Consider the following 22,627-nt stretch of genomic DNA (forward strand, 5'->3'; position numbering starts at 1 on the left):
TTGAGTCCTTGCCCGAACAACAGCCATATAGTCCAGGGAGCCAGCCAATGCCAGGAAAGCAGCAGTTCAATCCAGGGTTTCCGCCGATGCACGGCGACCAATCATTTGGTCCGAGATTTGAGTCCTTGCCCGCGCAACAGCCATTTAGTCCAGGAAGCCAGCCAATGCCAGGCCAGCAGCAGTTCAATCCAGGGTTTCCGCCGATGCCGAGACAACATCAATGGACACCAGACTGGCAAAGAGTCCAGCAACTTAATCATGAATACGGGAAATCATTAAATCAGCAGCCGTTTATCGAACCGTTCAATCAGCCATTTACAGCAGAGGATCACCAGAAAAGGTATGGAGGCAACTTCGATCAGCGGGAAATTCCGTCTCAATACAATACCCCATTTGGTGAGCAAATCCATAATTTCCCTCAAGGCGGGCAACCTTTGTTCTTTTCCGGTGCACCATCGCCATACCAGGCAAACCACATCCAGCAGCCATTCGATATTCCAGAATATGCCGATGAAAGCAGTGACATATAAATACAAAGGGGACAGCGATTTTTTCGATTGTCTCCTCTCTTATTTAAAAAGCCACCATTTAAATGTAAAAAATATAGATAGAATCCATAAACAGGTTTTGTTGCTTCATCTCAATAGCGGCCAAAAATTGATTGTAAAAAATTTTTCCTCCCTGAAGAAATGGCTCTTCCAGAAAAAACTCACTTCTCTTTTAAAGCAGTCAGGTTTTTCGTCAACCTATGAATTTTGTGATGGAATACCTCCGTTTGAATATGATGGATCTTTCTATCCCTTGATTGAGTATATAAAACCACACCCTCAAAAATTTAATTTTCACAGTTATGAAAATCGAAAACAAGGGCTTCGGCTGCTATCCAAATTTCATCAGGCTACAAAAGGGATCGTTCACGATCCTTCCTTAGAAGTTCCAATTTTCAACCAACTAAAAAAGTGGGAAGAAAGATTACTGGTATTCAAGAGTTTTGTACCACAAATCAGTGTGATTGTTTCCGAGGATCTTTTAAGGGAGTGGATTTCTTGGGCTTCATGGTCCTTAAATGGAATGGGGAAATTTGAACATTTGCTGCAGGAGAAAGATATCGCAATTATTCATGGTGATGTCGCCCATCATAATTTCCTCCGACGAAATGACGGAGAGCTATGCCTGCTCGATTTTGACTTGGCCGCATTAGCTCCAGCAGCCATAGACTATTTACAATATTCCAATAGAATTTTGCCTTCGATTAACTACAACTTAGACGGATTGAGGGAATATGATGAATTGAAGCCATTCTTGAAAAATTTAGCTTTTTTATATGCTCTTGCATTTCCAACTGATATTTTCAGGGAATGGAACCGGCTCTTTAGAGAAAACAGAACCGGGAGCCACCCAAATTTCCATACTGTATGGAAAATGACGGTTGAAAGCTTTCCTGAACGGATGGCTTTTAATCGTTCGTTAGCCTGGTTGGTGACCAAGTATACCGGATAAATTCGACCATATCTTACAGGTGATGCTGCCTCGGGATTGATTGCCTTTCCCTCGCTCCCCGTGAAAATCGAATCTGGTAAGGATGGACGAACACCATTGTTGGATCGAGGACGTGAAAGATTTGTCCGTCACTTGTCGTGCTTGGAGAAACTCCTGTGTGCTTGTTGAAGCAGTAAGTTTATTATAAAAAAACACCTGCCGCTGCTGAACTATACCCCGAATAATGGATACTTTAAAAAAAGTCCCTTATTCGGGGTTTTTCTATGTCTATATAGTAGAATCCCGTTTATAATCAATGCAGAGAATTTGAGCGGAGGAAGTCAACAATTCTAGACATATCAATGGAGCCAAAATAAAATGACTCCGGAACAACAATACCGGAGCCATCTATTAGTAGCCTAACACAAAAGGTCTTTTTTTTGACTGTCCATTTTATAGGGCACAATTCATGGTTCAACGGCAGGTGTTTTTATTAGGAGAGTATTGTTATTTATTGGTTCTGGTTGTTGCCCATCATGTTTTTGGCCCCTTTTGTAGCACGGTCAACTACATTTGCCGTTGTGTCAACCGCAGTCATAGCTACGTCCTCGGTCGCTTTTAGCGCGTTTTGGGCAGCGTCAAATGCCACGTCTGCACCACTTTTAATTGTGTTTGCCACATTTTTTGCTGCACTCTTCTGATTGTTATTTTGATTTTGCATATCATTCACCTCCTCTTTAAAGCTTGTGTAAACGAAAAGGATTTATCCTGAATTTCTATCTATGTAATTTGCTAATCTGAATATGGTTAAAATCCCAAATAACGTCCAAACTATAGAAAAGTATCCTTCTTGAGTAAGAGGTGATGGGAATGAAAGGCCGGATAGCTGTTATTGCAATATTTATGAGTTTGGCTTTGTTAGGGATTTTCTGCACATCTATAGCCGAAGCTGGAAAAAGTGAAAATCCAGGGCAGATTGCCGGACCACTGGAACGAAAGGTCATTCTCCAGAGGTTGTACATGGACGGCGAGATGAGTGAAGAAACGGTTACGGTGAAAATAGTGTCAATGGAGGATTTTTGGGCAAGCTATCAAGACTGGCAGCTAATTGACCAAAATGAGGAGCGAATCATCTTTCAAAAGAAGGAACATGACATTTCTCCCCTTCTTAAAGCAAATGGTTTTTTTGGAATAACGGAAGACGGAACACTGTCCATTTTCAATGGGAAGCCAGAGCATTCACAAATCATTCAATCATTCTTCCAGATAGATGTCGGAAAGCTAGAGACATATAAACAGAAGGAATTACTGAAGGGTATTCCGATCCTAAACAAAAGCAGATATGAACAAGTCATAGAGGCGTATAAACCTTACTCACTTCCGGAAAGTGAAAAATAGCAACGGGACACTATGCTGTTCCGTTTTTTATATTCCTTTTTATTCCTCTACACGAGAAATAGGATAATTACGCCTCTGAACCAATGTTTTCATTCTACTATCGTCGTTTTGTATGCTACAATGAGTGGTACAGCAAAATCAGGGAGCGAAGAAACTTGTTTGATTATATAAAAGGGGCCATTGAATACGTGGGGCCTGAATACATAGTTATTGAAAATAGTGGAATCGGGTACCAGGTGATGACGCCCAATCCGTTTATTTATTCTGCAAAGCTTAAGAGCGAGGTTCAAATTTTTACCTATCACCATGTACGTGAAGATATTTTTGCCTTATATGGCTTTGGAACCCGGGAAGAAAAGGCGTTATTTACAAAGCTGCTTAATGTAACAGGAATTGGACCAAAAGGGGCACTTGCCATCCTAGCTTCCGGCAAGGTCGACCAGGTGGTGCAGGCGATTGAAAATGAGGATGAGTCATTCTTGGTTAAATTCCCCGGTGTGGGCAAAAAGACGGCTCGACAAATGATCCTTGATTTGAAAGGAAAACTTGAGAATATCGTTCCTGACTACTTCCCTAACCTATTCAACGACGGCCAAGCCCAATCAGGTACGGGCAGTTATCCAGAAGGATTGGATGAAGCCATTCAGGCATTGAAGGCACTCGGATATTCTGATAAAGAGGTCCAGAAAATGGCCAAGACACTGCAAAATGAGGAGCTTACGACAGAACAATATATTAAAAAAGCTTTACAATTGATGTTAAGATAGGGGTGGCAAGATGGAGGAGAGAATTTTCAACCAGGAAGCCGACCTGACCGAACTATCGTTTGAGCAAAGCCTAAGACCGCAATACCTGGACCAATATATTGGCCAGGAGCAAGTAAAGACAAACTTAAAAGTATTTATTGAAGCCGCTAAAATGCGCGAAGAAACACTTGATCATGTACTGTTATATGGCCCTCCAGGTCTGGGGAAAACTACACTTGCGGTCATCATAGCAAATGAAATGGGTGTCAATGTGCGTACTACTTCGGGGCCTGCCATTGAACGTCCGGGCGACCTTGCTGCAATACTTAGCGCATTGGAGCCAGGCGATGTCCTTTTTATAGATGAAATCCACAGGCTGCCCCGAACGGTTGAGGAAGTACTGTATCCTGCTATGGAAGATTTCTGCCTTGATATCGTAATTGGCAAAGGGCCTTCCGCGCGCTCAGTGAGAATCGACTTGCCCCCATTTACACTTGTCGGAGCTACGACGAGGGCAGGTGCCTTGTCCGCACCGCTCAGGGACCGATTTGGCGTGCTTAGCCGTCTTGAATATTATGCTGAAGATGAATTAAAGCAGATCGTAATCCGTACTGCGGAAATCATGGCCACCGAAATGGACGCCCGGGCGGCTGGGGAGATTGCGAGAAGATCCAGGGGTACACCCCGAATTGCCAACCGCCTGCTGCGAAGGGTCAGAGATTTCGCCCAGGTACGGGGAGATGGCACGATTACATTGGAGCTCGCAGACTATGCATTGGAATTAATGCAGGTTGACCGTTTAGGACTTGACCATATTGACCATAAATTACTTAGGGGCATTATTGAAAAATTCCGCGGCGGCCCGGTTGGGTTGGAAACTATAGCAGCAACTATCGGCGAGGAAGCACATACGATTGAGGATGTATACGAGCCGTATTTGCTTCAAATTGGCTTTTTACAGCGTACACCCAGGGGTAGAACCGTAACGGACCAGGTTTACCGCCATTTCAATTTGGAGGTGCCTAAACCATGACAGGTATGCCAAAACTGTTAATGACAATTGGAATTATCATTTTTCTAATCGGATTTGCGATGAAATTTATAAATTTGGGCAGGCTGCCAGGAGATATTTTTATAAAAAAAGGGAATGCGACTTTTTATTTCCCAATCGTCACATCCATTATCATTAGTATCGTTTTATCGGCCGTTCTTTATTTCATCAGCCGATTTCGTTAATACAGCAAGTTAGGAAGTGGAAGATCATGAAGGTGGACTTGTTTGATTTCCATCTGCCTGAGGAATTGATTGCCCAGGTACCATTGGAAAATAGAGAAGAAAGCAGGCTGATGGTTCTTGATAAGGAAACCGGAGCCATTCAGCATGAAATCTTTAAAAATATCACCAATTATTTAAATCCCGGAGATTGTCTGGTGCTGAACGATACAAGGGTGCTTCCAGCGCGACTTTACGGCAGCAAGGAGGATACCGGAGCGAATGTGGAAGTTCTTCTCCTGAAGCAGGAAGAAGGAGATAAGTGGGAGACCCTAGTGAAACCTGCCAAAAGAATTAAAGAAGGCACCAAAATTTTGTTTGGTGACGGACAATTGTCGGCAGTGTGCACAGGTGTCCTGGATCATGGTGGCAGAATCCTTGAATTCTCGTATGAAGGCATCTTTTATGAGGTATTGGAAGAACTGGGCAGCATGCCGCTTCCGCCTTATATAAAAGAACAGCTGGAGGACAAAAATCGTTATCAAACGGTATATGCCAGAGAGCGCGGGTCGGCGGCAGCTCCCACAGCCGGGCTTCATTTTACAGAGCCATTGCTGGAAGCTATCAGGGAAATGGGTGTCCACATTGCTTTTATTACATTGCATGTCGGCTTGGGAACCTTTCGTCCGGTGAGTGCAGAAGATGTGGATGAGCATGAAATGCACTCGGAATTTTACCAAATGACAGAAGGAACAGCCAGGTTATTAAATGAAGTAAAAGCAAACGGCGGCAGAATCATAACCGTTGGAACAACTTCAACAAGGACGCTTGAAACAATAGCGTCCAAACATGATGGCGTTTTTCAGGAAGAAAGTGGCTGGACAGATATTTTTATTTTCCCTGGCTATGAGTTTAAAGGAATAAATGCCATGATCACCAATTTCCATCTTCCAAAATCGACTCTGATCATGCTTGTCAGCGCGTTAGCTGGACGGGAAAACGTGCTCCATGCTTATGAAACGGCTGTAAAGGAACAATACCGTTTTTTCAGTTTTGGAGATGCGATGCTTATTAAATAAAACCCTATTACAACGGGCTCTCTCTTGAAAGGAGTTACAACTTTGACAGCAATCCGTTATGAACATATTAAAACTTGCAAACAGACAGGAGCGAGGCTCGGTATTGTACATACACCGCATGGTTCATTTGAAACGCCTGCGTTTATGCCGGTCGGAACGCTTGCCACTGTGAAAACCATGTCCCCGGAAGAGCTTACATCCATGGGAGCCGGGATTATTTTAAGTAACACATACCACCTTTGGTTGAGACCGGGGCATGACATTATAAGGGAAGCAGGCGGCCTCCATAAATTTATGAACTGGGATGGTGCCATTTTAACAGATTCTGGTGGGTTCCAGGTTTTCTCATTAAGCGAATTCAGAAAAATCGAGGAAGAGGGAGTTCATTTCAGGAACCATCTAAATGGAGATAAGTTATTTTTATCGCCGGAGAAGGCAATGGAAATCCAAAATGCCCTTGGGTCTGATATCATGATGGCTTTCGATGAATGCCCGCCGTTTCCGGCCACATTCGAATACATGAAAAAATCTGTTGAACGGACATCCCGCTGGGCTGAAAGATGTTTAACCGCCCATGCGCGCCCTGAAGACCAGGGTCTTTTTGGGATTGTCCAGGGTGGTGAATTTGAGGAACTAAGAAAGCAAAGTGCAAAAGACCTTGTCTCCCTTGATTTTCCTGGATATGCAGTAGGAGGCTTATCAGTAGGGGAACCTAAAGACGTGATGAACAGGGTCCTGGAATTTACTACACCGCTGCTGCCTTCTGACAAACCCCGTTATTTGATGGGCGTCGGTTCACCAGATTCATTGATTGATGGAGCGATGCGCGGGATTGATATGTTTGACTGCGTTCTTCCTACCAGAATTGCCCGAAATGGTACATTGATGACGTCAAACGGCCGGTTAGTGGTGAAAAATGCGAAGTACGCCAGGGATTTCGGACCATTGGATGAAAATTGCAGCTGCCATGTTTGCCAAAATTACAGCCGGGCGTATATTCGCCATTTAATCCGCGCTGAAGAAACTTTTGGAATTAGACTTACGACTTACCATAACCTGCATTTTCTGTTAAACTTAATGGAGCAAGTCAGACAAGCTATCCGCGAGGACCGGCTTGGTGACTTTAGAGAAGAATTCTTTGAGCAATATGGCTTCAACAAGCCGGATGCAAAGAACTTCTAATTGACAATAAAGAAAGGAGAGATATAGATGGGTGGTAACTACGGTGGTATTATTTCGCTGGTATTGATGTTCGTGTTGTTTTATTTCCTATTGATCCGTCCTCAGCAAAAGCGCCAAAAGCAAGTCCAGGCGATGCAGGGTGGATTGAAGAAAGGGGATAAAATCGTAACGATCGGAGGCCTTCATGGAACGATTGATTCACTGGATGAATCCAAAATCGTCATCCGCTGCGGTGACGGAAGCAGGCTTACATTCGATAAGTCAGCAATCCGTGAAGTAACGGAAAGCGTTCCTGAACAAGCGTAAAACTAAGAAAAAAACGGTATTCCGACAGGATACCGTTTTTTTTCTTAGTTTTAATTGGAATTTCACGTATCTCGTGACCCGGAACTCAGGTTGACCCCAAGGACCCCTCCCATCATTGCTGTGATAACAAAGCAGCCTTGGTAAATCCATTCCCTTAATGAAAATAAAGAATCGTTCCCGAGATATTGATAGGATAGAACAATCAACATATAAAGAAGTCCCGTTCCGCCCCCCAGCATCCAGCCTTGTTTTTTTCCTTTCCCGCCTGAAATGAAGCCTCCAATAAACATCGTGATGAAGGATCCTGCCATAATAACATATGCAAGCGATGATTCGGTGATGTTCGTAAACCGCAGCAATGTCGCGAAAATTAAACTGGTGATAATAAACAGAATAAATATGGTACTTACTCCATATAAAATAGCCGTACCCATTTTTTTTGATTCGATGGCCACTCTCTCCCTTCCTTGGCTTCCTGGCAGGAATAGATTTTTATCTTTGTACAAGCATATTCGGCCATTGAGCTTTTAGACCATCGAACCACTAATTTTTTCGGATGTTGGCAAGGATAAGAAGATGGACTGTCGTTATAACATTATTTCTCCGAAAAGGGAGGGTATCTAGTGAATGATTATGTGGTTATCATTTTCCGTGCTTTTATTTTATACTTTGCACTTTTGCTGATCTTTAGGTTCATGGGGAAACGGGAAATTGGTCAGTTAAGCATCTTGGACTTGGTCGTTGTGTTCATGATAGGGGATATGGCGGTAATGGCCATTGATAGCCCGGATAAACCGCTTCTTTTTTCCCTTTACCCGATTCTTGTGTTGGCTATTATTCAAATCGTTCTTGCGTATTTTTCTATGAAAAGCCAAAGATTTAGGGAGGTGATGGATGGAAGAGCAGCTATTATCATCTCACAGGGAAAAATCGATGAAAAAGAGATGAAAAGGCAGCGGTATAATTTTGATGACCTGCTAATTCAGCTTAGGGAAAAGAACATTGTTAATATAGAGAATGTTGAATACGCCATTTTAGAGCCTACAGGAAAGCTCTCTGTAATTGAAAAAAAGAATGTGAAAAACCCAAAAGATAATACGCCGTTCCCTTTGGTTATAGATGGCGTTATCCAGGAGGAAAGTTTGGCATCAATCAATAAAAGTGATACTTGGCTTCGCGCACAGTTGCAAAAAAGAGGTTATCCAGATATAAAATGGATTTCCATTTGTACGTATGATGACGGCACTTTTTATATTGATGAAAGGAACCAGCCTTAGTTCCCAAGTTCCCGCGGCTAGTGGTCCGGATAATCAAGTTATGGAAACAACCAGCCGATTATCCGGAAACGCTTCAGCTCTTCCCTTCTGATTATTCCTGTTAGGATCGATAAAAAAGTAAAGGAAGCTAGTATAAATAAAATGGAAAGCGATAGGCGTACAATCAGGACCTGTCCAGTAAGAACACTAAAAAAGGAAAAATGTCCCAAGAAACCTGACATAATGGCGATAACTATCGGCAAAAGGTATGTCTTAATTTTAAAAGTAAAAGGCACGATTTTTAAAATGGTCGTAAAATGAAGAAAGGTAACTAGGATTGTCCCGGCGGCTATTCCGATAGCTGCCCCCATGATTCCAAAGCTCTCTTTAGTAGCTAGTAGCCAGATAATGGCTATTTTAATGACAGCGCCGATAAAACTGTTAACCATTGCCGCCCTTGCCAGGTTAAGTGCCTGAAGAACCGATTGCAGTGGCATCTGGCAGTAAAATAAAATGAAAAATGGGGCAAGGAACTTAATGAATATAGCTGCATTGGCAGAACCATACATAATTTGTAATACAGGCTCGGCAAATAAAAATAATATAACCATCGCAAGAGAGCCCGTTATAATTGTAATTCGTAATGTCTGCTCCAGCCTATGCTGTATCAGTCTGTAATTTCCTAAAGATTTTGCCTCACTTATGGCCGGGACCAGAGAAGTGGAGAGTGATGTTGTTACAAAAGAAGGCAGCATAAGCAGCGGGAGTGCATACCCCGTTAACTCTCCGTATTGCTTTGTAGCTACAGTAGCTGATACACCTGCAATGGCCAAGCTTTGGGCGACCACGATTGGTTCCAGGAACCAGGATAGATTCCCGATCAGTCTGCTTCCGGTTGTCGGCACTGCTATTTTCATGAGTTCCTGCAACGTTCCTTTTCCTTGTCTCGCCATTTTAAAGAAGTTTTTCCTTAGCTTGAAGTGCTTTTTTAGCTTAAAAGAAGCCACCAAATACGTGAGAGAAACTAGTTCACCAATAATGGAGGCAAACATCGCTCCTGCAGCCGCGTATTCAATGCCATATGGCAAAAATGCTTTAGTCAGCACCGCGATGAAGGTAATTCTAGCTATTTGCTCGATGACCTGCGAGAGTGCGAACGGCTTCATATTTTGCTTGCCTTGAAAATACCCCCTCAATACGGAAGATATAGCCACAATAGGCACAATAGGGGCGATGGCCATCAATGGCCACACAGTTCGGGAATCAGTAAACAATAATTCAGAAAGCATTGGAGCGAAGATTAGCAATGCAGGTGTAAAGATAAGAGACAATCCAAACGTACAACTGAGCGCAACGACAAGAATCCGCTTTACTTTCTTCTCATCCCCCAAAGCATCCGCCTCAGCGACAGATTTTGAAATAGCAACAGGCAGCCCTAGTTGTGTAATGGTAATGACGAGAAACAGGGTAGGCAAAGCCATCATATATAACCCTACGCCTTCTTCTCCGATAAAGCGGGCGATAACAATTCGATTTATAAATCCTAAAATCCGTGTGATTAAACTTGCAATTAAAAGAATGAAAGTTCCTTTCAAAAATTTGGACATCCCCGTCAATCCCTGCCTTCTCAAAAGTGCTCAAATCATATACAATTATCTATATGCACTGAGTTGGACAAAGCATGACAGGCATTTGAAAAGAGCTATCCAGACTGGAAAAACTTTTGGCAAAAGGTTCGTTATTTTCAAATAATATGGGGGAGTTTCTATGGTTGAACATCCTTATGAAAATTATCACCTGAAAGTGCAGCCTGCTTTGTTAAGCAAGGCGGAGGAATTAAGTCTGCTTGGGCTGGGGGCTGTGACAGAAGATGATATATGGAATTATCTAGTACAGAAGAAATGGAAGCGTATTAAACCTGAAATGCACCTGCATCAATTGGTGAGCGATATCTTATCGATTAGTGGCAGCCAGTTTATGACATTTGTGACTGTCGAGGCTTTTAAGGGTCCGAATTTGCTTGGCAAAATATCGGAGGAGGAAATGAAAGAACTATTAAATAGCTGATGCCCTTCTTTTAAGTAATATATGGTTTTGCAGGTTTGAATTCAAAGAAATCTTAAATTGACAGCCATATATGTTTCACTCATAATAGTGATGTTGCTTTTGCCTTACGACAAAATACGTATATTTTCTGCGTATAGATACAATGAACAACAAGACAAGGCGTGTCAGGAAGAAAGGGGCCTATTGCATAATGGTAAAAAGAAGCAGGATCGTTGCGTTCTTTATCATCTTAATTGCCATATTCGCAACGATTGGCACAACCTCAAAGGGCATACTGGGAAATATCAAGCTTGGGCTTGATTTACAGGGCGGCTTTGAAGTTTTGTATGAAGTGAAGCCGGAAGATGGCGGAAAAGTTACACAGAAGATGTTAAACAGCACTGCTCAGGCGCTCACCAAGCGGATTGACGTTCTTGGTGTCAGCGAGCCGAATATCCAAATTGAAGGAAATGACAGAATCCGCGTCCAGCTTGCAGGCGTTACGGATCAAAATGAGGCCCGGAAGATCCTTTCCACCCAGGCGAAACTGAGTTTCCATGATTTTAATGACAAAGAAATGATGACTGGTGCAGACCTGAAAGAAGGCGGTGCACAGCAAACCTTTGACGAAAACAACAGTCCTGTTGTCGAAGTAACCTTGAAGGATCCGCAAAAGTTCAAGAAAATAACCGAACAGATTTCAGCCATGCCACAACCAACAAACGTGCTTGCGATCTGGCTTGACTTTGAAAAGGGAAAAGACAGTATTAAAAAATCGGAAACCCAAGATAACATGATTTCCAGCCCGACGGTGAGCCAGGTATTCGATACAGATAAAGTATTGATAACCGGCCAATTTACGATAGAAGAAGCAAAAGAGCTTGCTAATTTATTAAATGCCGGTGCACTTCCGGTACAGCTGGATGAAATTTATTCCACATCTGTGGGTGCAAAATTTGGGGAACAGGCTTTGAATGAAACCATTTATGCAGGAATCATCGGAATTGGACTAGTTTTTGCATTCATGATTTTCTACTACCGATTCCCTGGACTCATCGCAGTGATTACTCTGTCCATTTATATTTATCTCACTTTATTAGTGTTTGACTGGATGAATGCGGTATTGACACTGCCTGGTGTAGCCGCCTTAATACTTGGTGTCGGCATGGCCGTTGACGCGAATATCATCACTTATGAACGGATAAAAGATGAGCTGAAGCTTGGCCGTTCTGTTCCATCCGCTTATGCTGCGGGAAATAAGAACTCACTGGCAACGATTACCGATGCCAACTTAACAACGCTTCTGGCAGCCTCGGTATTATTCTTTTACGGAACAAGTTCTGTCAAAGGCTTTGCTACAACATTAATCATTAGTATTCTAATGAGTTTTATCACAGCTGTTTACGGAACCCGTTTATTCATGAGCCTATGGATTAACAGCAGATTCTTTAATAAACGGCCGTCATGGCTTGGCGTCAACAAAAAGGATATACATGAACTTTCTGAAAATCGGGATGTTACCGAGCTCCCGACACGTTTTGATAAATTGGATTTCGTTAAGAATAGGAAAATATTCTACGGCATTTCAACAGCGATCACCATCATTGGGATCATTGTCCTGTTTATCTTCAAGATGAATCTTGGAATCGATTTTACTAGCGGAACAAGAATTGAATTTACATCCGACCAGCCGTTGACTCAACATAAAGTAAATGAGCACCTGGCTAATTTGGACCTGAAGAGTGAGGACATCGTGATTTCAGGGGATAATAATCAAAACGGTGTTGTCCGTTTTAAAGGTGTCCTAAACAAGGATGAAATAGCTAAAGTGAAGGATTATTTCAATACCGAAGTAGGGGACGGGACCAATATCAGTACGGTTTCTCCTACAATCGGAAAAGAGCTGGCTAAGAATGCCCTCATTGCTGTCTTGATTTCATCTCTAGGCATCATCTTGTATGCGACGATCCGCTTTGAATGGAGAATGGCGCTGCCTGCTGTTATATCTTTGTTGCATGATGCCTTCTTCATTATTACAATCTTTAGCGTGCTAAGGCTTGAAGTGGATTTGACTTTTATCGCCGCGATTTTGACAATTATCGGTTATTCCATTAACGATACGATCGTTACCTTTGACCGAATCCGTGAAAATATGCGCAAGAAACGGAAAATTAAGCAGTTAAAAGAACTAGAAGAAATTGTGAATATAAGTATCAGGCAGACATTGACTCGTTCAATCAATACCGTTTTGATGGTAATTATTACCGTTGCAGCTTTGATGATCTTTGGAAGCCCATCGATCGGAAACTTCTCCATCGCGTTATTGATCGGCCTTGTTGTCGGTGTGTACTCTTCCCTTTATATTGCCTCCCAGTTGTGGCTTGACCTCAAGGGCCGGGAATTAAAGAAAAAGGGTGTACTTATCACATACAAAGAGAAAAAGCCGAGCCAGGAAGCTCAGGTGTAATTGGACCAAGACCAATCCGCTATTGTGGATTGGTCTTTTACTTAAGTAAAATTAAATTGAAACCCTTTCTCTCCTTTTGTATAATTAGTGAGTTAAGGGGTGAAATCATGTTAAAGTCAAAGACCCGGTGGATCATAGACTCTGCCGATGAAAAACTCGTGCAAGAATTTGTAAATGTACTTCAAATAACACCTCTGGTAGCACGTCTTTTAGTTAATCGCGGGATAAAAACAACCGAAGAGGCACGGTCCTTTATATATATAAATGAACAAAGCTTTCATGATCCATTTTTATTGAAGGATATGGATAAAGCTGTAGCAAGAATCAGGCAAGCTGTTGATGCAGGTGAGAAAATCAGGATTTTTGGTGACTACGATGCTGATGGAGTCAGCAGCACGACAGTCATGATGACAATATTAGAGAAAATGGGAGCCAATGTGGACTTCTATATTCCCAATCGTTTTACGGAAGGCTATGGCCCGAACGAGACAGCATTCCGGCTTGCCGCCGATGCAGGTGTCAAGCTGTTGATTACCGTCGATACAGGGATCTCTGCCATTAATGAGGCTAACCTCGCTAGCGAGCTGGGCATGGACTATATAATTACTGACCATCACGAGCCTGGCCCCGAATTACCTGAGGCGCTTGCGATCATTCATCCTAAGCTGGCGGATAATACATACCCATTTAAAGAACTTGCCGGGGTCGGAGTGGCCTTTAAAGTCGCACATGCATTGCTAGGTGAATTGCCGGAGGATTTGCTGGAAATTACGGCAATAGGTACAATTGCAGACCTTGTGCCTTTGTTTGGGGAAAATCGCTTAATAGCAGCAAGGGGAATAGAAAAGCTTCGCCATACGTCCCGCCCAGGCCTCCTTTCATTGATTCAAAAAGCGGGTATCCAAAAAGAAACCTTAAATGAAGAGTCTATTGGATTTGGACTGGCGCCTAGAATCAATGCAGCAGGTAGGCTTGGATCGGCAAACCCTGCTGTGGCCCTGTTAATGGAAGGGGATGCAGTCGTAGCCGAAGAGCTAGCTTCTGAAATTGACTTAATGAATAAGGAACGACAGGCTCTTGTGGCTGAAATTACAGAAGAAGCAATTCGTGAAGTCGAGGAAAATTTCCCTCCGCAACAAAACGGTGTCCTTGTTGTCGGCAAAGAGGGGTGGAATTCAGGCATAATCGGAATTGTTGCCTCAAAACTTGTCGATCGTTTTTACAGGCCGGCGATTGTTTTAAGTTTTGACATGGAAAAGGGCCTTGCCAAGGGATCAGCCCGCAGCATTGAAGGATACGACCTTTTTAAGAATCTTTCAGAGTGCAGGGATATTTTGCCTCATTTTGGAGGGCATCCTATGGCTGCAGGCATGACATTGAAAATTGAGGATGTCGATGAACTTCGAAGTCGGTTGAACAGGCTGGCAACCGAACAGCTCTCAGAAGAAGACTTCCAGCCTGTCACGAGGCTGGATGGGGTAACGGACCTTGAGGATGTCACGCTTCAGTCTATCGAGGAAATGGGATTACTTGCTCCATTTGGAATGAATAACCCGAAGCCGAAAATCCTGATTCAATCCATGCCGATTTCTGAAATAAGGAAAATAGGTGCAAACCAAAATCACTTGAAGCTTCAGCTTGGTAAGGAAGGCAATTATCTTGATGGTGTTGGCTTTGGGCTTGGATATTTGTTTGCCGACATTTCTCCTCTTTCAAACCTCTCGGTGATCGGAGAATTGGCGGTCAATGAATGGAACAATAACAGAAAGCCACAAATTTTCCTGCAGGATATCTCAATAGAAAGCTGGCAGCTGTTTGATTTCCGCGGCATGAACCGGGTCGAAAAGTGGCTTGCGGATATCCCGAAGGAAAACCGTCAAGTGATTGTTTTTTCGGAAGAAACGATGAAACAATTTCCTTTCCTTGGACAAAATGAAAAAATAGCGCATATTAATAATGAAGAGAATGCAAGAAACGTAAACTTGTCCGGTAGCAATGTGATTTTGCTCGACATGCCCCCATCGAAACAACTATTGGAATATACGTTGAGAAATAAAGGGCCATCCCGTGTGTACGTGCACTTCCACCAGCACCAGGACCATTTTTTCTCCACGATGCCAACGCGGGAACACTTTAAATGGTTTTATGCCTACCTTTCAAAAAAAGGGCCGCTCGATGTGAAGAGATATGGAGAACAATTGGCAAAATATCGTGGATGGTCTCGTGATACTATCGATTTTATCTCGCAGGTGTTTTTTGAATTGGAATTTGTTACAATAGAAAACGGATTAATTACGCTCAACAAAAATGCTAATAAAAGGGATCTGAGCGATGCGCCATCATATAAGAAAAAGAAAGAGCAAATAGAGCTAGAACATGAGCTCCTTTATTCCTCTTATCAGCAATTATTTGATTGGTTTGATACATTAGTACAAGAGGCAGAACGCCTCGAGGAGGAAACAAAGCAATGGATTTAAAGCAGTTTATCACAATTGTGCCTGATTGGCCGAAACCCGGCATCAAATTTAAAGATATATCTCCGCTTATGAATGACGGAAAGGCATACCGTTATGCCACCGATCAAATCGTGGCATTTGCTCGCGAAAAACAAATTGATCTTATCGTGGGACCGGAAGCCCGTGGGTTTATTATCGGCTGTCCTGTCGCATACTCTTTGGGCGTCGGCTTTGCTCCTGTAAGGAAAGAAGGAAAGCTTCCGCGTGAAACGATCAAAGTGGGTTACGGCCTAGAATATGGAAAAGACGTACTAACCATCCATAAGGACGCTATCAAGCCTGGACAGCGGGTCCTAATCACGGACGATCTTTTGGCTACAGGCGGCACTATTGAAGCGACCATCAAGCTTGTGGAAGAGCTTGGTGGAGTGGTTGCCGGAATTGCTTTCCTAGTTGAGCTTTCGTATTTGGATGGCAAGGATAAGCTTGACGGATATGATGTTTTAACATTACTGACATATTGATAAGTAAAAGGTTCCAGGAGCACTCTTTTAAGGGGTGCTCTTTTTGCGAGCATATAGCAGATAGACCTTTACTTTTACAAAAAAACATATATCCAATTTTTGGTAAAATCAGATAAATAATCCATGGAAACAACAAATGAACCCTTAACTCTTTACATCTCTTACTTTTTTCTCGATAATAGAAACAATAATGTTTTTTGAGACGTTCAACCTATAGACAGAAATAATAGGTAAATGGGGATAAAAAGGTGATTGCATGGCTAATGAGCAAATATTGACTGCCGACCAGGTCGTCGAAAGGACAAGGAAATACCTTCAGCAGGAAGATGCTGATTTTATATATCAAGCGTATAAGTTTGCAGAGAATGCCCATCGGGAGCAGTTCCGAAAATCTGGCGAACCATATATCATCCACCCAATCCAGGTGGCGGGGATTCTCGCAGACCTTGAAATGGACCCTTCCACTGTGGCTGCAGGCTTCCTCCATGATGTGGTAGAGGATACAGAGGTGACCCTGGCAGATATTGATGAACATTTTGGCCCAGAAGTTGCCATGCTTGTAGATGGCGTAACAAAGCTCGGGAAAATCAAATACAAATCACAGGAAGAACAGCAGGCTGAAAATCACCGGAAAATGTTTGTCGCGATGGCGCAAGATATCCGGGTGATTTTGATAAAGCTTGCTGACAGGCTTCATAACATGAGGACCCTGAAGCATCTGCCCCACGAGAAGCAGAGAAGAATCTCCAATGAAACGTTGGAAATCTTCGCTCCGCTTGCACACCGCCTAGGTATTAGCAAAATTAAGTGGGAGCTTGAGGACACTGCTCTTCGCTATTTGAACCCGCAGCAGTATTACCGTATTGTAAACCTCATGAAGAAAAAGCGTGCCGAGCGTGAGGAATACCTTGATGGGGTTATTGAATCGGTGAAGAAGAGTGTAGCGGACGTGAACATCAAAGCGGAAATCTCCGGACGGCCAAAGCACATCTATAGCATTTACCGTAAAATGGCTCTCCAGAACAAACAATTCAGCGAAATTTATGATTTGCTGGCAGTGCGGATTGTCGTAAACAGCATTAAGGATTGCTACGCTGTTTTAGGAATCATTCATACATGCTGGAAGCCGATGCCCGGCCGTTTCAAGGACTACATTGCCATGCCGAAGCCGAATATGTATCAATCACTCCATACTACGGTTATTGGACCAAAAGGAGACCCCCTTGAAGTCCAAATTCGGACCACAGAAATGCACCGGATTGCAGAATTCGGGATTGCCGCGCATTGGGCATACAAAGAAGGAACAGAGGTCAATCAAAATTCCTCTTTAGAAGATAAGTTAACATGGTTTAGGGAGATCCTTGAATTCCAGGATGATGCTACAAATGCGGAAGAATTTATGGAATCTCTTAAAATTGATTTATTTTCTGACATGGTGTTCATCTTTACCCCGAAGGGTGATGTCATAGAACTTCCGTCAGGTTCAAACCCAATCGATTTTGCCTACCGGATCCACTCCGAAATTGGTAACAAGACAATTGGTGCCAAGGTTAATGGGAAAATGGTACCGCTCGATTATAAGCTGAAAACAGGCGATATCATCGAAATCATGACGTCAAAGCATTCCTACGGCCCAAGTCCTGACTGGCTAAAGATGACCCAGACATCGCAGGCCAAAAATAAAATACGCCAGTTCTTCAAGAAACAGAGGCGTGAGGAAAATGTAGAAAAAGGCAAGGAACTAGTTGAAAAAGAGATTAAAAATATGGATTTCGACTTGAAAGAAATCCTGACTGTTGAAAATCTGAAACGAGTGAGCGAGAAATTCAATTTTTCGAATGAAGAGGATATGTATGCAGCTGTGGGCTATAATGGCATCACTGCTGCCCAAATCGCCAATCGTTTGACCGAAAAACAGCGAAAACAGAAAGAACTGGAGCAGGAACCGGATATTAAAGGTGCTGTTTCCGAACTCAAATCTTTCCACTCTATGAAGAAAAGGGAATCCGGAGTTCGTGTTCAAGGGATTGATAACTTGTTGATCCGTTTATCTAGATGCTGTAACCCTGTGCCTGGAGATGAAATCGTCGGTTTCATCACGAAAGGCAGGGGGGTTTCCGTCCACCGTACGGATTGTCCAAATGTAGAAGGGGATGAAACGGAAAACCGGTTGATTCCTGTTGAATGGGAAAGCAGCCTGAATGATCGCAAGGAATATAACGTGGATATTGAAATTAACGGTTACGACCGCAGAGGATTACTAAACGAGGTCTTGCAGGCCGTCAATGAAACAAAGACAAATATATCCGCCGTGTCAGGCAAATCAGATCGGAATAAAATGGCGACTATCAATATGTCCATATCCATCCATAATATTAGCCATCTACAAAAGGTCGTGGATAGGATCAAGCAAATCCCGGACATCTATTCAGTAAGACGGATTATGAACTAAGGAGCGTAACCATGCGGGTCGTAGTACAACGTTCAAAAGAAGCTAGGGTACTTGTAAACCAGGAAACGGTCGGGGAAATCGAACACGGATTAGTGCTGCTCGTTGGCATTACCCATGGGGATAATGCCGCTGATGCTGCCTACTTGGCCGACAAGATTGCCAACCTTCGCATCTTTGAGGATGGCGAAGGAAAGATGAATTTATCTCTGCTTGATAAAGGCGGGCAAATCCTGTCGATTTCCCAGTTTACTTTATATGGAGATACCCGGAAAGGGAGAAGGCCCAACTTCATGGAAGCGGCCAGGCCAGAAGAGGCGAACCCTATTTATGAGCTACTGAATGAAGAATTCCGAAAAAAAGGCATTATTGTAGAAACCGGAATCTTCGGTGCCATGATGGACGTACAACTCACTAATGATGGCCCTGTGACCCTCATTGTCGAAAGCAAAGAAAAGAAATGAATTGATAATCCTTGCCTACTCATTTTAAGGCAGGGATTTTTTGTTGCTACGGTTTAATCCAAAACTCTATTTAAAATAATCCAGAAGCCCCTCATATATGGTTGTCGATACATTTATAAGATACTGTCTTGATTTAAGTTTTGATTCTTCCGCTTCGTTGCTCAAATATCCCAATTCCAGTAACACCGCTGCCTTTTCATTTTCCCTGACAACATGGTAATCCCCATATCGGTATCCGCGGTTTATTACCTGCAGCGAAGAACCGAGTGACCTGCTGATACTCGCAGCCAATGATTTTTGATAGTCATGATAGTAATAGGTTGTAACGCCGCTGACCATATGATTTTTTGCATGATCATAGTGGAGGCTAATGAAAGCATCTGCGTTATGAAAGTGGGAAACCTTCACGCGGGCAGGCAGGGATACATAGTAATCGGAACTGCGGGTAAGAACCACAGCAGCACCCGCTGCTTCCAACTTGTCCTTTAGCAACAAAGCCGTCTTTAATGTAAGGTTCTTTTCTTGAGTCCCCTGCACGCCTTTAGTTCCCTGGTCCTTGCCGCCATGCCCAGGATCGATGACGATCATTTTATCAGAAAGATACTGTTTAGCACCTTCCCTTTTCACACGCGGGACATTCCCGGAAACCGAAACCACCCAGCTGGCCACATATCCTGTAGCGCCGCTTTCGAGCCGGATTTTATACCAATTATTTTCGGAACCAATAATCTGGAATCTGTCCCCGATAAAGGTCCTGGTCACAATCAGTGCGCGGACGTCGGGTCTCGTTCGTATATTGGTACCATTTTGTTTAATCACGGCTTCGCCCTTCACAGGTAATTGGTTAACGGCACTCCGGGGAGACAGGTCCTCGTCGATCGAATTTTCCTTCCCAGCAGCAATGGGCTTCTTGTTTGAAGATTTTCTTTGAGGTGGCTCGCTTACTTCTTCATTCCCGTTTTTTGATTTAATGGGGCTTCCGGATAAAGTAATGTAATCTTTATGGATCCACCCATATGCAGTATGGTAGATAATTTTAGCCCAATTGCCTTCAGAAGCAACAATCTTTACTTTGCTTCCTTTTGTAATCTTTCCTAGCACATTCCCTTGAAGTGAAGCATGAGTACGTACATTAATTGTTGCCGTTACAATGGCTTCAGCGGTTGTTAGCCACTTTGCTACCCACCCTTCGTTTCCAGCGGCAGTTCGTATTTTCACCCATTCCTTTTTTTGATCCACAATAATAAATTCCATTTCCAAAGGCAATGTATCTATAACCGCGTAACTGATATCGGGACCTTCGCGGACATTTATGTAATTCTGGTTGACTGCCCCTTCGCCATTTCCCGCCGATTCCGCTTGCCCTATAGGATAAAGCACGGTGGTGGCAAGCAGCAAAGAATAGAGAGGCGCTTTTCCTTTTTGAAAAATTGCCATTACGATCTCCCCCCGAGCGTAAACAATAAGTCGGTGAGAGATACGAATTCTATTTTTCTTAAAAAAACCCTTCCACAGAATGAAAAAAATTCAGCTGTCAGGAAAGAATAGGAATTATGATTCATGTTTACGCTAATTACTGACAAAAATATTTTTTTAATGTGGGGGTGCTAATGTGAAATTTAGTGAAAAGGGGCAGACATGCCTGAATGGGGAAAACCAGGTTTTTGGAGTGGATTTTCACGATTTTATTCAAAAACAGCAAGGATCCGATTTAATGGAATTAGCTTCAGAATTCGGTCTTACAATGCGGGATGCCAGGAATCTAAAGAGGAAGCTCGGCAGATCATAGAAACCGGGAAAACATGGACGGTGCAATTTGCTCTGATTATCTTGACATTTGTTGTATCCGTTATTATCATTAAATAAATAAAAATACATAATTTATTTACAACCAATGATGGAGAAAAGTAATTAAGATACACATGAAAAGAGAGGAAATGCCCCGGGCTGAAAGCATTTCCGCATGATGGCTTAAGGAAAGAACACTCCGAAGGCTTCGCTCTGAAAAAGGCATTCTTTAGTAGGAGATGAACGTACACAGGCGTTAACTGTTTTTGAGCGGAAGCATGCATGAGCGTGCTTCAATAAGGGTGGCACCACGGGAATCAACTCTCGTCCCTTGTAACGGAGTAGTTACAGGGGTCGAGGGTTTTTTGTTTTGTTGAGAATTTACTAAAACAAATGGCTCTTCGCTCAATTACCGGGAACGCGATCAAGCTATTTTTCGTTAATCATCGTGTTCGTGCTATTCAGACGAACTATTTTCAGATAGCAAGAGGGAGGAAACACAATGTCAATACAAATGCCCCGCGGGACTCAGGATATCCTTCCTGGTCAATCGGAAATCTGGCAGTACATTGAAAATGCTGCCCGAGATTTATGCAGAAGATATCAATATAAGGAAATCCGTACGCCAATCTTCGAGCATACAGAATTATTCCTTCGCAGTGTCGGTGATACAACCGATATCGTTCAAAAGGAAATGTATTCCTTCGAGGATCGAGGCGGCCGGGATATCACTCTTCGCCCTGAAGGAACAGCCGCAGTAGTCAGGTCGTACATTGAGCATAAAATGTTCGGCTTGGCAAACCAGCCGGTAAAGCTGTACTATATCGGGCCGATGTTCCGTTATGAACGCCCGCAGGCAGGCCGATTCCGCCAATTTGTACAATTTGGAATTGAAGCAATTGGCAGTGCGGATCCAGCCATTGATGCGGAAGTCCTATCACTGGCCATGAGCTTATACCGGGAGCTTGGCCTAAAAAAGCTAAGGCTTGTGATTAACAGCCTTGGAGATAAGGTAAGCAGGACAAATCATAGGAACGCCCTGGTTGATCACTTTGAACCAAGAATCGGAGAGTTCTGCAGCGACTGCCAAAACCGGTTGCAGACAAACCCGCTTCGGATCCTTGATTGTAAAAAAGACCGCGATCATGAGCTAATGAAAACTGCTCCATCCATTCTTGATTACCTAAATGATGAATCAAAAGTTTACTTTGAAAAAGTGCAAAAACATTTATCAAATTTGGGCATCGAGTTTGTAGTAGACCCGACCCTTGTCCGAGGGCTGGATTATTATAACCACACTGCTTTTGAGATCATGAGTGAGGCGGAAGGCTTTGGAGCGATCACAACCCTTTGCGGTGGAGGCCGCTACAATGGGCTTGCCGAGGAAATAGGCGGACCTGAGTCTCCGGGAATCGGATTTGCGTTAAGCATTGAAAGGCTCATTGCTGCACTGGAAGCAGAAAATGTGGATCTCCCAATTGATCCGGGTATCGACTGTTACCTCGTGTCGTTAGGAGATGCCGCAAATGAGTATACGGTTAAGCTTGCATATGAGTTAAGAAATGCAGGATTTACAGTGGAAAAAGACTATTTGGACAGAAAAGCGAAAGCCCAGTTTAAATCAGCGGATAGGCTTCAAGCAAAATATGTGGCTGTTCTAGGTGATGATGAGCTTTCAAGTAATAAAATCAATCTAAAAGATATGGAGACAGGCATCCAGACAGAAATGGATCTTGCTTCCTTTGTCGAAGAATTTAAAAAGTTAAAGGGTTAAG

22 protein-coding genes and 1 other annotated feature are annotated in these 22,627 nt (G+C 43.1%); of the genes, 18 read left to right on the forward strand and 4 right to left on the reverse strand.

Translation table 11 applies throughout. From position 1 onward, the window contains the following. The coding region (locus CUU64_RS21845) for a polyadenylate binding domain-containing protein (RefSeq protein WP_219621858.1) at window positions 1–530 on the forward strand (530 nt) is incomplete at its 5' end. Beyond that, a complete protein-coding gene (locus CUU64_RS03925; RefSeq protein WP_101631981.1) occupies window positions 511–1,500 on the forward strand; it encodes an aminoglycoside phosphotransferase family protein in 990 nt (329 codons plus the stop codon). The genes CUU64_RS21845 and CUU64_RS03925, both read left to right, overlap by 20 nt. 490 nt (window positions 1,501–1,990) lie before the next feature. On the opposite strand, the gene CUU64_RS03930 is transcribed toward CUU64_RS03925, so the two are convergent. After that, window positions 1,991–2,200 carry a hypothetical protein gene (locus tag CUU64_RS03930; protein ID WP_101631982.1) on the reverse strand — a complete coding sequence of 70 codons (210 nt, stop codon included), beginning with the start codon at window positions 2,198–2,200 and terminating at the stop codon, window positions 1,991–1,993. 149 nt (window positions 2,201–2,349) lie between these two features. On the opposite strand from CUU64_RS03930, the gene CUU64_RS03935 reads away from it, so the two are divergent. The 7 genes from CUU64_RS03935 (at window position 2,350) to yajC (ending at window position 7,402) form a co-directional block, all read left to right on the forward strand. Next, window positions 2,350–2,877, forward strand: a complete 528-nt coding sequence (locus CUU64_RS03935; protein ID WP_257985415.1) for an intercompartmental signaling factor BofC — start codon at window positions 2,350–2,352, stop codon at window positions 2,875–2,877. Window positions 2,878–3,032: 155 nt separating this feature from the next. After that, on the forward strand, window positions 3,033–3,644 hold the full coding sequence (gene ruvA, locus CUU64_RS03940) for a Holliday junction branch migration protein RuvA (protein ID WP_101631984.1): 612 nt from the start codon (window positions 3,033–3,035) through the stop codon (window positions 3,642–3,644). 10 nt (window positions 3,645–3,654) lie between these two features. After that, the gene (gene ruvB / locus CUU64_RS03945) at window positions 3,655–4,656 is read left to right on the forward strand and encodes a Holliday junction branch migration DNA helicase RuvB (protein ID WP_101631985.1); all 1,002 of its coding nucleotides are present in this window, start codon (window positions 3,655–3,657) and stop codon (window positions 4,654–4,656) included. Next, window positions 4,653–4,859 (forward strand): DUF2905 domain-containing protein, encoded by a 207-nt coding sequence (locus CUU64_RS03950; protein WP_101631986.1) that lies wholly within the window; start codon window positions 4,653–4,655, stop codon window positions 4,857–4,859. Before ruvB ends, CUU64_RS03950 begins: the two co-directional genes overlap by 4 nt. 26 nt (window positions 4,860–4,885) lie before the next feature. Further along, complete coding sequence (gene queA / locus CUU64_RS03955) at window positions 4,886–5,914, forward strand: tRNA preQ1(34) S-adenosylmethionine ribosyltransferase-isomerase QueA (protein WP_101631987.1); 1,029 nt, start codon at window positions 4,886–4,888, stop codon at window positions 5,912–5,914. A 42-nt stretch (window positions 5,915–5,956) separates the two neighbouring features. Next, the gene (gene tgt / locus CUU64_RS03960) at window positions 5,957–7,096 is read left to right on the forward strand and encodes a tRNA guanosine(34) transglycosylase Tgt (protein ID WP_101631988.1); all 1,140 of its coding nucleotides are present in this window, start codon (window positions 5,957–5,959) and stop codon (window positions 7,094–7,096) included. A gap of 27 nt (window positions 7,097–7,123) precedes the next feature. Beyond that, complete coding sequence (gene yajC, locus CUU64_RS03965; RefSeq protein ID WP_101631989.1) at window positions 7,124–7,402, forward strand: preprotein translocase subunit YajC; 279 nt, start codon at window positions 7,124–7,126, stop codon at window positions 7,400–7,402. A gap of 62 nt (window positions 7,403–7,464) precedes the next feature. Here yajC and CUU64_RS03970 read toward each other — a convergent pair whose 3' ends face one another. Continuing rightward, window positions 7,465–7,857: a TIGR04086 family membrane protein gene (locus CUU64_RS03970; RefSeq protein ID WP_308302329.1), complete on the reverse strand. Its 393-nt coding sequence runs from the start codon at window positions 7,855–7,857 to the stop codon at window positions 7,465–7,467. A 168-nt stretch (window positions 7,858–8,025) separates the two neighbouring features. Here CUU64_RS03970 and CUU64_RS03975 point away from each other — a divergent pair, with 168 nt between their 5' ends. Then, window positions 8,026–8,679, forward strand: coding sequence for a DUF421 domain-containing protein (locus tag CUU64_RS03975; protein WP_257985416.1), 654 nt, complete (start codon window positions 8,026–8,028; stop codon window positions 8,677–8,679). Window positions 8,680–8,717: 38 nt separating this feature from the next. Here the strand turns inward: CUU64_RS03975 and spoVB are convergent, their stop codons facing one another. After that, window positions 8,718–10,265: a stage V sporulation protein B gene (gene spoVB, locus CUU64_RS03980; RefSeq protein ID WP_101632909.1), complete on the reverse strand. Its 1,548-nt coding sequence runs from the start codon at window positions 10,263–10,265 to the stop codon at window positions 8,718–8,720. Window positions 10,266–10,425: 160 nt separating this feature from the next. On the opposite strand from spoVB, the gene CUU64_RS03985 reads away from it, so the two are divergent. The 6 genes from CUU64_RS03985 (at window position 10,426) to dtd (ending at window position 19,064) form a co-directional block, all read left to right on the forward strand. Continuing rightward, entirely contained in the window at window positions 10,426–10,725 is a 300-nt protein-coding gene (locus CUU64_RS03985) for a post-transcriptional regulator (RefSeq protein ID WP_101631990.1), read from the forward strand. Window positions 10,726–10,915: 190 nt separating this feature from the next. Continuing rightward, window positions 10,916–13,171: a protein translocase subunit SecDF gene (gene secDF, locus CUU64_RS03990; RefSeq protein WP_101631991.1), complete on the forward strand. Its 2,256-nt coding sequence runs from the start codon at window positions 10,916–10,918 to the stop codon at window positions 13,169–13,171. Window positions 13,172–13,278: 107 nt separating this feature from the next. Then, window positions 13,279–15,648, forward strand: coding sequence for a single-stranded-DNA-specific exonuclease RecJ (gene recJ / locus CUU64_RS03995; protein ID WP_101631992.1), 2,370 nt, complete (start codon window positions 13,279–13,281; stop codon window positions 15,646–15,648). Further along, window positions 15,639–16,151 (forward strand): adenine phosphoribosyltransferase, encoded by a 513-nt coding sequence (locus CUU64_RS04000; RefSeq protein WP_101631993.1) that lies wholly within the window; start codon window positions 15,639–15,641, stop codon window positions 16,149–16,151. The genes recJ and CUU64_RS04000 overlap by 10 nt, the downstream gene beginning before the upstream one ends. Window positions 16,152–16,407: 256 nt before the next feature. After that, a complete protein-coding gene (locus CUU64_RS04005) occupies window positions 16,408–18,603 on the forward strand; it encodes a RelA/SpoT family protein (RefSeq protein ID WP_101631994.1) in 2,196 nt (731 codons plus the stop codon). Between the two features lie 11 nt (window positions 18,604–18,614). Next, window positions 18,615–19,064, forward strand: coding sequence for a D-aminoacyl-tRNA deacylase (gene dtd, locus CUU64_RS04010; RefSeq protein WP_101631995.1), 450 nt, complete (start codon window positions 18,615–18,617; stop codon window positions 19,062–19,064). 66 nt (window positions 19,065–19,130) lie between these two features. Here dtd and CUU64_RS04015 read toward each other — a convergent pair whose 3' ends face one another. Continuing rightward, entirely contained in the window at window positions 19,131–20,501 is a 1,371-nt protein-coding gene (locus CUU64_RS04015) for an N-acetylmuramoyl-L-alanine amidase family protein (protein ID WP_101631996.1), read from the reverse strand. A gap of 175 nt (window positions 20,502–20,676) precedes the next feature. On the opposite strand from CUU64_RS04015, the gene CUU64_RS21850 reads away from it, so the two are divergent. After that, a complete protein-coding gene (locus tag CUU64_RS21850) occupies window positions 20,677–20,853 on the forward strand; it encodes a hypothetical protein (protein ID WP_180954457.1) in 177 nt (58 codons plus the stop codon). A 96-nt stretch (window positions 20,854–20,949) separates the two neighbouring features. Further along, window positions 20,950–21,187 (forward strand) — a binding site (T-box leader). A 167-nt stretch (window positions 21,188–21,354) separates the two neighbouring features. Next, window positions 21,355–22,626, forward strand: coding sequence for a histidine--tRNA ligase (gene hisS, locus CUU64_RS04020; RefSeq protein WP_101631997.1), 1,272 nt, complete (start codon window positions 21,355–21,357; stop codon window positions 22,624–22,626). The last annotated feature ends 1 nt before the right edge of the window (window position 22,627 follow it).

Origin of the sequence: Bacillus sp. V5-8f (assembly GCF_002863565.1) — a bacterium.
In the GTDB taxonomy this organism is placed as follows: domain Bacteria; phylum Bacillota; class Bacilli; order Bacillales; family DSM-1321; genus Peribacillus.